9 protein-coding genes are annotated in these 12,577 nt (G+C 29.2%); 1 reads left to right on the top strand and 8 read right to left on the bottom strand.

The genetic code is table 11. The features are described 5' to 3' along the window. Positions 1-237 precede the first annotated feature (237 nt). The 5 genes from DL91_RS07530 to DL91_RS07510 form a co-directional block, all read right to left on the bottom strand. On the bottom strand, positions 238-1,314 hold the full coding sequence (locus DL91_RS07530) for an Ig-like domain-containing protein (protein WP_048190927.1): 1,077 nt from the start codon (positions 1,312-1,314) through the stop codon (positions 238-240). 441 nt (positions 1,315-1,755) lie between these two features. Further along, positions 1,756-2,877, bottom strand: a complete 1,122-nt coding sequence (locus DL91_RS12925) for a transglutaminase family protein (protein WP_052374296.1) — start codon at positions 2,875-2,877, stop codon at positions 1,756-1,758. A 395-nt stretch (positions 2,878-3,272) separates the two neighbouring features. Beyond that, the gene (locus DL91_RS07520) at positions 3,273-4,664 is read right to left on the bottom strand and encodes an undecaprenyl-phosphate glucose phosphotransferase (protein WP_048190926.1); all 1,392 of its coding nucleotides are present in this window, start codon (positions 4,662-4,664) and stop codon (positions 3,273-3,275) included. A 51-nt stretch (positions 4,665-4,715) separates the two neighbouring features. Continuing rightward, positions 4,716-5,585, bottom strand: coding sequence for a glycosyltransferase family 2 protein (locus DL91_RS07515; protein ID WP_048190925.1), 870 nt, complete (start codon positions 5,583-5,585; stop codon positions 4,716-4,718). 188 nt (positions 5,586-5,773) lie between these two features. Further along, positions 5,774-6,736, bottom strand: coding sequence for a glycosyltransferase family 2 protein (locus DL91_RS07510; RefSeq protein ID WP_048190924.1), 963 nt, complete (start codon positions 6,734-6,736; stop codon positions 5,774-5,776). Positions 6,737-7,120: 384 nt separating this feature from the next. On the opposite strand from DL91_RS07510, the gene DL91_RS07505 reads away from it, so the two are divergent. Continuing rightward, the gene (locus DL91_RS07505) at positions 7,121-9,070 is read left to right on the top strand and encodes a right-handed parallel beta-helix repeat-containing protein (protein ID WP_197050622.1); all 1,950 of its coding nucleotides are present in this window, start codon (positions 7,121-7,123) and stop codon (positions 9,068-9,070) included. Between the two features lie 420 nt (positions 9,071-9,490). Here the strand turns inward: DL91_RS07505 and DL91_RS07500 are convergent, their stop codons facing one another. From DL91_RS07500 to DL91_RS07490, 3 genes are all read right to left on the bottom strand, one after another. Continuing rightward, complete coding sequence (locus tag DL91_RS07500; RefSeq protein ID WP_156096049.1) at positions 9,491-10,429, bottom strand: glycosyl transferase family 2; 939 nt, start codon at positions 10,427-10,429, stop codon at positions 9,491-9,493. A gap of 428 nt (positions 10,430-10,857) precedes the next feature. Beyond that, positions 10,858-11,610 carry an ABC transporter ATP-binding protein gene (locus DL91_RS07495; protein WP_369792051.1) on the bottom strand — a complete coding sequence of 251 codons (753 nt, stop codon included), beginning with the start codon at positions 11,608-11,610 and terminating at the stop codon, positions 10,858-10,860. A gap of 16 nt (positions 11,611-11,626) precedes the next feature. Beyond that, a complete protein-coding gene (locus DL91_RS07490; RefSeq protein WP_048190922.1) occupies positions 11,627-12,427 on the bottom strand; it encodes an ABC transporter permease in 801 nt (266 codons plus the stop codon). Between the last annotated feature and the right edge of the window lie 150 nt (positions 12,428-12,577).

Genomic DNA, 12,577 nt, shown 5'->3' with positions numbered 1-12,577 from the left:
TATTAAAATCAAAATAATATAATTAACCTTCATGAATTTGAGAATAACAGCTTAAATTAGATAATTGGTAAAGTCTCAAATAATTTTATGTGATTATGGATTAAACTAGAAATAGTTAAAATTCGGGGTAAGATAAATAAATAAATTATTGTCAATGTATCGATTTAAACTTTAATTAAAAAAATTAAAAAATTAAAGAATCCATTATTAATGGTTCTTTATTTTCTTGAAATGGGTTTAATGTGTTGCTTCGTAGAATATTGCATTTACAACATTTGTCATACTTCCAGAGTGGATGTAATTGTATCCATTTGCTTTCAAGTAAGCATCTGGATGTGCTATGCCTTTGAATGATGCTGGGTCGAAGTTATCATCATGTGCTCTTGGTAAATATGCTAAATTAGTTATATCTGTAGATGGTGGCCAGAAGACTGAGAAGACTTCTCTAGTACTTTTTATACTTTTGTACCATTTACTTCCCATTTCTTTTAATGTACCGGCACAAGCCCCTCCATATATGTCGATTACTAATGCATTTTTGGGAACTCTACTTGATTGAAGAACACTTACATGATAATTGGGTCCTAAACCCATATTATAAGCCTTTATTCCCATGGCTTTTAATCCATAAATGATTTTGTTAATCCTGGCATTGTCACTGCTTTTGCTTATTATATTATCGCTTGTAATATAAACTGGTCTACCTTGACTTGCACTTACTCCGTTTGCAGAAGTTGTTTTTATTTTTAACCCTTGTGTTCCTATAATCTTCTTAAAAGTGGTTATATCAATCTTTTTAGAACCATAAGTCACATAGTTAGGAAGTCTATAGTTACTATTATAGAACTTCTGTACTCTTGAAAGACAATCTTTCATTTGAGACAATGTTATTGGGGATACAGTAAAGCTGGTAGTATATTTGGAATTACAATTTCCTGCCAGGTTTTTTACACTTCCTGCATTTAATATAAGATTATATTTAACCCCAGTGGCTAATGCATTTGATGGGATAATGCTTAGTGTATTGAAACTAATAATGTTTTTAGTTTTTATAACTTTTCCTGCACTGTTTTTGAGTGTTATTGAGTAAGGTCCAGTTTTAATTGTTTCGTTAAATTTTACTTTAATGGTTTGACTTTTCAATACAATTGAATGGTCTGCTGGATTGACTGATGTTACTTTGGGAGCTACTTTGGTTGTAGCGTTTGCTGCTGCTGCTGTATTTGCATTTAAAACTAGTGCTAATCCTAATAATAATAGCACTGATAATAACAATTTTCTATTAATTATACCGCCTCCACGTTTGATAAACATCAAATAACTAAATATTTGATTGTATCAAACCTAAAACTGGATTACTTGATCATCACTTATATATGTTTTGGTTTTTTTTCCAAAAAAAGGCCGATATAGGGCTCTTTTTTTAATTTAAGACCTTCTAAATTCTTATTTATCCAACAAATTATGGATCAGCTTACTCAGTTGGTATTTTTAACAAATAGGGTCAATTGAAACACTATATCCTTTAATCACATTTATTTAATCCGTTTACAAATACTAATTATACATACATCATATAAAAAACTAGTATAATGGACTTTAAATTAAAATAAAACCTATCATACTGGTCATTTCTTAATTAAAACAAAATAAATCCTTTATTATTTACAATGTGGATAGTTGAGACAATACTCCAATTTTTAGACAGTATTTTAAAAAAAGAAGAAAGAAATGATGTAATTTTTTTGATTTCATCTAAAATGGAAGTGTTGTGTATATACCGTTTAATTTATAGGTTGAAGTATCCCAGTTTTTTACAACTCCAAGTGAGTTTCTATAACTGGTGCCATCGGCAATAACCCATTTACCATTTAAATATAACTGAGCCCATACATGGCCGTACCAAGTTCCACTTGAAAATTTACAAGTTCCATGCACATACCGGGCTGTAATTCCAGCACTTCTTGCAAGAGAAATAAGTAGATGTGATGTATCAACACAGTTACCAGATCTATTTTTCAATGTTCCTGATGCACCATATCTGGTGTTGTAGTAGAACGAATAGTTAATGTTGTCTCTAACCCAATTAAATATAGCTACAGCAGTGTTATATGTGGATGTAGAACCAGCTTTAAGCGATTTTGCTAGTGAAGCCACAGAACTGGTGTCTATTTTAACTGTTTTTCGGGTTGTATTTATTTTTAGTCCTTGTGTTGTTATGTTTTCCTGAAATGTTGCCATTGTTATTTTTCTGGTTCCAAATTTAACATACTTTGGAAGTCTGCCATTTTTATTGTAGAATGATTGAACTCTGTATGTTCCCTCTTTTAACTGTAAAACAGTTAGACCATTCACTTTTTTTGTGGTTACTGTTTTGGTAGATATTGTTTTAGTTTTTATTTTTAGTCCTTGTGTTGCTATGTTTTTCTTGAATGTTGATATTGATATTTTTCTGGTTCCAAATGTAACATACTTAGGTAGTCTGTTATTTTTATTGTAGAATGATTGAACTCTGGAAGTTCCACCCTTTAACTGTGCTAATGTTAAACCATTTACTTTCACAGGGGCTCCTGCTGCCATTGTACTATTTATTTTCGCTTTCTTTGTTGTTGTATTTTTAATGTTAGTTTTTGTTGTAGAATTTGCATTGCCGGTTATGTAATTGGATGAACAAATATTGTTACCCAAATTATCCGGAGATGTGTTGGAAATACTAATATTTTTCTGATCCATCGATGCAGCACTACTTGTACTCGCATTTAAAGCAAGTGCTAAACTAAAAAATAATAGCACTGATAAGAGTAATTTTCTATTAATTATACCGCCTCCCTGCTTGACAAAATCAAATAGGATAAATATTTGATCTAAATCAAACACTAATAGTGAATCACTCAAACAACCTAATAAAGACTTCGGTATAATTTTGAAAAAAGGAGGTGTATAGGATTGTTTTCATGATTTAACACCTATTATGAGGTTATTGATATGAAGATCATCGGATAAGCTCATTCCTTTACTGTTTTTAACAATAAACATCATTTAAAACTAGATAATCCTAAATTAGATTCATTGGTTCTTTTTATGAATATGTGATATACTTTGCATTTATGAAAATCAATCATAAATGGATAAAAATCACAAAAAAAGTTAAAATTTACATTATTTCTAAATTTAAATATTTAATAATTAGTTTTAAGAAAAAATAAAGGTTTTTAAGTATTAACCAATTTTTTTAAATTAAATTTGTATTAGATAATAAGGTTTAAATTGGTTTAATAGGCATTTTTGAAGAAGCTTTTAAACGTCATGAAGAATATTTTCACATCCAGTAGGAAATTCCAGTTTTCAACATAGAAGATATCATGATCAATTCTTTTTTTAATTGATGTATTACCTCTATAACCATTAATCTGTGCATAACCTGTCATGCCCGGACGTACATGGTGTTTTATCATATACTTCGGAATTTCATCCCTGAATTTATCAACAAAATATGGGCGTTCTGGTCTAGGGCCTATTAAACTCATATCACCTTTTAAAATATTAAAAAATTGCGGTAATTCATCAATATTAGTTCTACGTATAAATGCACCGATTTTAGTCTTCCGGGGGTCATCTTCTTTTGTCCATTTAAATTCTTCACAATCTTGGACCCTCATACTACGGAATTTGTAAATATCAAATTCTTTCCTGTTACATCCCACCCTCTTTTGTTTGTATATAACTGGCCCTGGAGAACTGTGCTTCACAAGAATTGCTGTGACAAGAAGTATTGGAGAGGTTACAATTATGCCCAATATTGCAAGAATTATATCCGAAATCCTCTTTAGAATCTTGTTTAAGTTGTTATCAAGTGGTACATATCTTATATTTATTACCGGAATATCATCTATCATATCGATATATGGCTTTGCTGGAAAGTACCTATAGAAATCAGGCACAATTTCCGCTTTCACACCAAATTTCTCTAGAGTGTTTACAATATCTTCTATTAACTCGTAATGTCTAGAGGAGAGGGTTATGATTGCCATATCAACAGTACGCGTGAGAATTGTACGTTCTAAATCTTTAATTTGCCCAATTATCTCTGAATCAGCAATTTTTTGACCTTTAGAAATGTTGTCATCTAAAAATCCAATTATATTATATCCAATATAATAGTTCTTCTTGATTTTGTTTGCAAATTTTTCACCAAGTTCACCTGCACCTATAACAAGTATGAACTGTACATTATACCCTTTTCCACGTACGTATCTTAACACATTTCTAAGAATAACTCTCTCAATGGTCATGAACATTGTACTGAATATTGCAAACATAGCTAGTATATATCTTGAATAATCGCTAACCTCGATAATATACAAGGTTGTAATTAGCAGTAACATCCCTATAACATTTACTTTAAGGATCTGCTTTATTTCAGAACTAATTTTATCTGTTCTTTGAGGATTATATAAGCCAAAGAAGTAGTTCAGAATGGTGTAAGATATTATAATAAATAGAAGGGAGGTTGCATATTGGGGTATTCCCCAAACATCAAAACCAGGGCCTAAAAGATCTGTTTTAACACGTATATACCATGCAAAATATAATGCTAAGGTTAGTACAACAGCATCAAGAATAATTTGTAGAATATTTAGTAGTCTCTGATTTTCTCTGATCACTGTTTACACCCCCTTGACATTGTTCATATAATTATTAGTTCAACTTATTATTTATCTAGTAATATAATTTTTAAACATTTTCAAACTGCAAATGCCCCAAATTCCTAAATAAGTTGCAGCAGTTGTAATCCAAGGATATCCATCCTTATAATGTTTATTATAGAAGATATACATTGCCCTATAAAATTCATATGTCAGTTGTTTATTGTTACTCGCACCTTTATAATGTATAATTTTTGCATCGCTAAAATAGATTATTTTCCAGTTTGCAGCCTTAATACGATAGCACCAGTCAATATCTTCCCCATACATAAAAAATGATTCATCCAAAAAACCAACATCTTTAATCGCTTGTGATCTGACAAGCATGAAGGCACCTACAATACAATCCACTTCATAGGTCTCATCTTCGTTTAAATAACTAAGATTATACCTTCCAAAACGTTCACTTTTGGGAAAAACTCGTGATAATCCTGTTAATTTATAGAATGAAACATTAAAATCTGGAAAACTTCTTCTACATGCCATGTCCAATGTATTATCCGGTAAAACAACTTTACAACCCAATGCTCCTATGTCTTTATGGTTTTTAATGTAGTTGAGAGAATCTTCAAGACATTTGTCAACAATAATCGTGTCAGAATTGAGTAAAAGAATATATTCAGATGTTATTTTCTTGAGTGCAAGGTTGTTTGCATAAGCAAAACCCCTATTTTCATTGTTCAATATGAATTTGATAAGGCCATCTTCAGACTCTTTTAAAAAATGCTCTTTTAATTTATGGATGCTCCCATCTTTTGATCCATTGTCCACTAAGTAAATATCGTAGCTAAAAGGTTGATCTTGTTTAATAACAGATTCTACAGCTTGTTTTGTTAGATCGTAAGTTTCATAATTTACTATTATGATGGATAAGTCCATTTTATGGCTCCTTTGGAAATGGTTTATCATATTTTGGATTAGATCCAAAGTAGATGCACAACATTAAATAAATTGATTATCAAATTTCTTAAATGAATATAAATATTATAATTGAAAGTTAACTGTAGATAAATTATATTTGATTTAGTTAAAAATAAGCTTTACTATTAAAAAATTATTTAATTTGATTAACTAAAAATATTCTTCACAGTATTTTTAATTAAAAGCCATTCTATGTGTAAATAATTATTCCGTCTATTACTTTTATATTCTATTTTATCTATTTTGCTTAAAGATTTTAAACCATCCTGTAACCCTTTTATATACTCGTTTCCATAACCCTTTTTAAGAAAAAACAGATATTTTATCAGAAAGCCCAATATCAAAAATATGAAGTTCAATGCTAGTTGTGGCCATGGCATATTTTTATAGGGTACATACACATTATTTCTGGCAGCTAATCTAATTTTAAATGCATTATATCTACTTCCGCTGGCGGCACTGCCTATATGGTAAACAACTGCTTTGGGACAGTAGATACATTTGTATCCATAAATTTTTGCACGGTAACTTATATCAACATCTTCCATATATGCAAAAAAGTTTTCATCAAAGTATCCTATATCATTAAAAACAGTTTTTCTATAGATTGAAGCCCCAGCGCAGGCACTAAAAATCTCTCTTTTTTTATTATATAAATCTGTAGATTTACCCTCTCCTACTTTTTTAGTCCAGCCTAAAATTGAATATTCATCACCAGCATCATCTATTTTGTACCTATCATGGTACTGGATCATCTTTGATGAAACAACAAAGATATTATTTTCTTTTTTAATACAATTTAAAAGGTTTGAAATGCAATTGATTTCCAATTCAACATCTGTGTTTAGGAGAAAAATATATTCTGCATTTGAAGCTTTTATTCCTTGATTCACAGCAGCTGCAAAGCCTAAATTTTCTTTATTTATTATCAACGTAAATTCTGGATAATTTTCTTCAAGATATTCAACACTTTTATCCTTGGAAGCATTATCTATAATGATCACTTCATAAAAAGGAAAATCCTGTTTTTGTATAGAATCCAGACATTCTTTAAGTAAATGAATACCATTATAATTAGGAATTACTATTGATAGAATTATTTTTTCCATGAATTTCCTTTATTAATCTATATTCTTTAATATTTCTAAAAACCTTCTTCTAAAATATATGTATAAAATTTGTCAAAATTTTTTATTGTGAGCAATGGAATAAAATTTTTTTACAATTTTAAATATTATTTAATTATTAACAAATTTTATGTTTGTATATTCTTAAATATCACAAAAAAGTGAAGAACCTTTATTTATATGTGAAGATTATTATTTTATAATTTAATCTTAATTTAAAAGTAATCTTTAATTTAAAATTAAAAATATAATAAATTTAATTTAGAAAAAATATTAAAAGTATAGAAGGCAATGACGATGAAAACTAATATAATTACCTCAAAATTCGTAATAATTCCTTTATTATTAATATTTCTTATAGTATTGATGTCGTTTAACATTCATTCCGCTGATGCAGCTTCTGTAAGTACATCAAAAATATATGTAAGTAACAATGGGAATGATGGTTGGAATGGACTTAGTAGCAAGTGGAATGGAAAAGATGGACCGAAAAGAACTATTAAAAATGCTGTAGGTCACATATCTACCGGTGGAACTGTTAGAATTACTCAAGGTACTTACTATGAACATGATATAAGTATTTCTAAAAGTATGAATATTTATGGTGATGATCATCGTTATACAGTAATTGATGCCCATCGTAACGGTAGAATTTTCAAAATTAGATCAGGAATAAACGTGAACATATCTAATTTAAAATTAATTAACGGAAGAGCTTCTGATGGTGGGGCCATATACAATTACAAAGGTTCAATAACTGTATTTAACAGCACATTCACCAATGATATAGCAAGTTCAAATGGTGGAGGCATTGTTAATTATTATGGTAGATTGAACGTCAAGAATAGTAATTTTATAGCTAACAGCGCAATAAGAGGGGGATCTATCTATTCCAATAATGCTTTAACTACTATTGATAGTTCATTTAACAATAATAAAGCAAGTAGTGGAGGGGGAGGAGTATATACCATTCATAACACTGCAAAGATTACAAACAGTAAATTCCTTGATAATACTTCAAATAATGGGGGAGCCATTTTCAACGACAGATGCACTTTAACTTTAACTCAAAATTATTATTCCAGAAACACTGCAAAAAAAAGTGGAGGCAGTATCAACAATTATCATGGTAAAATTACAATTAACAAAGAAAACTTTTATTATAATACAGCAATAGGTGGCGATGGAGGAGCAATAGATAGTTATTATGCTTCTATAAATATAAAAAACAGTAAATTTAACCATAATACTGCAAGAACCTTAAGTGGTGGAGCAATCGTTGATGTAAGATCGAATGGAATAATTACAAATTGTACATTTAACAATAACAGAGGAAACAATGGTGGGGGAAGTATTACTGATTATGCTGGTCTTACAACAGTATCTAATAGTTCTTTTTCCAGTAATGGCGCTGTTAATTCTGGTGGAGCAACAAAAAATTATGGAGGAACGTTTAATATTATAAATTGTAGATTTAACAATAATACTGCAATTACCGGTACTGGAGGGGCTGTTTATACAGATAAGGGTACTACAAATGTGGCAAATAGTATTTTCACATCTAATAAATCACTCAAAGGTTATGGTGGAGCAATTCATAGTTACAAAAGTAAAGCAACAGTTAAAGATTGTACTTTCACAAGTAATATATCCACTATTAGTAGTGGTGGAGCTATACTTAATGAAAGAAGCAACTGTAGTATAAATAATTGTATATTCATCCAGAACTACGCAAGCAATAATGGAGGGGCCATTTTTAATTATATGGGTAATTTAACAGTGTCTAATAGTTTATTTAATAAAAACACTGCAAAAAAGAATGGTGGTGCAATTCTATCTGAAGGTGTTGATAGTGTTTCCTTTACCAAAATAAAAATTAGCAACTGTAATTTCACCGATAATGATGCAAATCAAGGAGGAGCAGTTAAAAATGGTATAGGAAAAATGACTATTATCCAAACAAATTTCACAAACAACAATGCCCAAACTAATGGTGGAGCTGTTTTAAATTATAATGGTGAATTAACTGTAACCAGCACGGATTTCAAGACGAATTTAGCAGAAAATGGTGCTGCTATCTATAATACTAGTAATTTAGTCGTTACGGATTGTATTTTTGAATCTAACAAAGCAACAAATAGGGGTAATGCTGTTGTTAATTTTGGTGGTAGTTCATCAACTAGGATTCTTCATAACAATCATTTCAGTGATTCATCAACTGGATACGAAATTTACAGTTATAGCGGTAATGTTGATGCTAAGAATAATATTTGGAGTATAAAGCCAGCTAGAGTACATGGTTCAGTATATGTTTAATTTAGCTCTAAGTTTTTAAGAAAAATAATAAAAAGGCTTGTAACCCAAAAGAGAGTAAAAAAACTAAGTAAACAATAGTTACAGATACATAATTGTTTAAAAGATGGAATGAAGATGGTTATGATGGTTTTATTCCATTGTTTGGCCGGGGACAGACCATCAATACTTATAGATGAGTAAAAAATGTCAAATAATGAAATTTTAAAAAAGAAATAATTGGAACCACAAAAAGAAAATCAGAATTAGTTATTTGGAACAATTTTGGGTATAATATGGAATAAAACAAGTGGAAATTATTTTAAGAACCGTAGGGCTATAATCAGGACTTTAAATAACATTAAAGTTGTAATTATATTTTATTTTATATTTTTAATTAGTTAATTTATTATAGACCCACTTTAAAAAGTTCTCTTATCTTCATTATTTCCTTTTTAAAAACTCATGAGAAAATCTCTGTAACATATATGTAATTTTATTTGGTTTTTTATTGGTATTATTTTGTAATTGTTTATTGATATGTTTTGGATCTTTTTCAGCAATATTTAACTGTTTTTTATTTGAGATATCATTTTTTTCAATAAAATGATTTTTAATTAGTTTTATGGTTTCATTTGGATCTAATTGTCCATCATGTCCTTTCTCATTTTTATATAATAAAATTTTTACCCGCTCATTAAAGTATTTAAATAAGACTAAACTTTCGATAAAAGGAATAAAATGATTTAAGATATCGTTTTTAGAATCAGAATTTACTATGTATGTGAGATTGGGCATATATTGTTGGTGCTCAAAACATTTTACAATGTCAATCCTGTGTCCATATTGTTCTAAAACTGTTTCTAAATCTAAATTATCAAAGCAAGAATTTATCATTTGGTTAAGATGTCTCTTTGCATAATTAGTTAAAAATATCTGAGGGTTATTTACGATAACCGACGAATTCTTAATGAATGTTGATAACATAATGGCTGTGAACCCACCACCAGAACTACCAAAAAATAACATATTTTCAGGTGTAATATTATTTTTCCGGGCTAAAATTTGTATAATATCGGCTATAACTAATAGATACCAGTCATCTATTTTTCCAATACCCCATCCTATGTATAACTCTGGATCAATGTACAATGTAGGATCGTTATAGTAAATTACAGACTCTTCAAACTTACTTTCCCAACTATGTCTTCTATAGATGGGTGGTGATATTTTCTCAGGTTCATATGCACCTGAACCAAAACAAATTAAATTTTTATTGATGCTTGAAAATCTAATAATAAATTCATATTTAACATTGTTATTATTAACTTCTAGAGAAAATAACTCATCCAAAGGGAATTTAGTATATTCTAGTTCATCCATATTTAAGATGAACTTTTTATCAGTTTTTACCAATTAATCTCACCAATCTTTCTTTCTTTATGCCTCAAATTTTTATGAACTTTAATTTATTCTATATAACATTTGACTATGCTTAAGTTTTATGATACCATACTATATCCAAAATTAACATCAATAGTGAAACATATTAACACTTTTATAAGTGTCCATCATTTAAAAATGAATATTGACAATAGCGATTAGTATAAAATTTTATATAACTCATTTAGTTTATATGACCGGTAACAGAGATGGAGGATATACTAATATCAAAGTTTTATACCCATAATAACACTTACACTCAATAACAAGCTAATTTTTTACTATGATTGCCAAGCAAAACAATATTTTCTATCCTAATATAGCCTAATTACATTTGAAGTAGAGAAATCTAAATTTATTCTTTGGTATTATTTTTTTGAGCATGTTTTGGTGTAAAGATCACATACTTCCTGTGCAGGGCCTTCTTTAATAATATGGCCTTTTTCTAGCCATATCGCTCTATTACATATCCTTTTGACCTGTTGTATTGAATGAGATACAAACAAAACAGTTACGTTTTTGCTAAGAAGTGATTCTATACGTTCATAACTTTTTGCTCTAAATTTAGCATCTCCAACCGATAGAACTTCATCTAAAATCAAGATTTGAGGTTCTACCATTGTTGCTATAGCAAATCCCAATCGAGCTTTCATACCTGAAGAATAATTTTTTATTGGGACATCTATAAAATCTTCAAGTTCTGAAAATTCAACTATTTCATCATATTTACTTTCTAAAAACTCTTTTTTGTAACCTAATAATGAACCATTGAGAAAAATATTTTCTCTACCAGTATAACTTGGATCAAATCCTGCTCCAAGTTCTAACAAAGGCACAATTTTTCCATGCACTTTACAAGAACCTTCAGTTGGTTTAAGAATTCCTGAAATTATTTTTAACAAAGTACTTTTGCCGGCACCATTTAGCCCAATAATTGCTAATTTATCCCCTCTTTTCACTTCAAAAGAAATGTCCTTAAGAGCGGTAAATGATTGAGATTCAAGCTCTTTTTTTAGATATTTAATTACATATTCTTTAAGATTATCTGTCCTTTCCCTATACAAATTAAATTCCATTTCTACATCTTTAACTTCAATAATTGTTTCTTCCAATATTTTCACCTAATTAAAATTTCTGTTAAATATGTAAAATAAATCTATCTTGATATTTATAAAATAGTGCTATTCCTAAAACCATTGTAAATATTGCAGATCCCACTAAGAAAAGCAGTGTTGACGGATCATATAGAGTACCATCTAATACTACTGTTCTACAACAGACAATAGCAGCATATATTGGATTTAGAGTTTGAATAAATCTGAAACTCTCCGGCACAATTTGTGGCGGATAAAAAATAGGCGTTGCGTACATTAGAAGTGTAATAAAAACACCATAAAGATGTCTGATATCTCTAAAGAATACTGCCAGGGTAGCAAGTATAAGGCCTGTTCCTATTATAAAAAAGACCAATGCTATTAGAGGTAAACTAGCAAAGATCATATAGATTGTAAAGTGAACATGAGTAGCAATCATCACTAAAAGCAAGACCACTAATGATAATAAAAATGTAACAACGCTGGACAATACACCAGCTATAGTAAATATATACTTGGGAATGTATACTTTTTTAATAATTCCGGAATTACCTGTTATAGAGGAAATAGCTGCGGTAGTTGCGGTGGAATATAGTTGAAATATTAATCTTCCAATTAATAAGTAAACAGGATAGTTACTTACACCAAATCCTTTAAAGATCGAAGAAAATATGATAGTAAGGACAATCATTGATAGTAATGGTTCTAAAAAACTCCAGAATATTCCTAGTACTGATCTTCGATATCTAAGCTTGATATTTCTTATTATAAGTTGAATAAGCAAATATCTATATCTATTGAAATTATCGATAAACCTGTGATCTTTAATGGTACTGATGAGCATAATTCAACTCCATTAATCAATAATAATAATATCGTGAGAATAAATTTCTTAGTTTTAATTTTTAGCAATTTATAATATTGTTTTATAAATGATAAACTTACTTAAACTTAAATCTGTTTATTCTTAAATCTATCTATATAATATAAAAAG

The organism is Methanobacterium sp. SMA-27 (assembly GCF_000744455.1).
In the GTDB taxonomy this organism is placed as follows: Archaea; Methanobacteriota; Methanobacteria; order Methanobacteriales; family Methanobacteriaceae; genus Methanobacterium_B.
The sequence above is the reverse complement of the archived record's forward strand: the minus strand, read 5'-3'. Positions and strand labels throughout refer to the sequence as shown.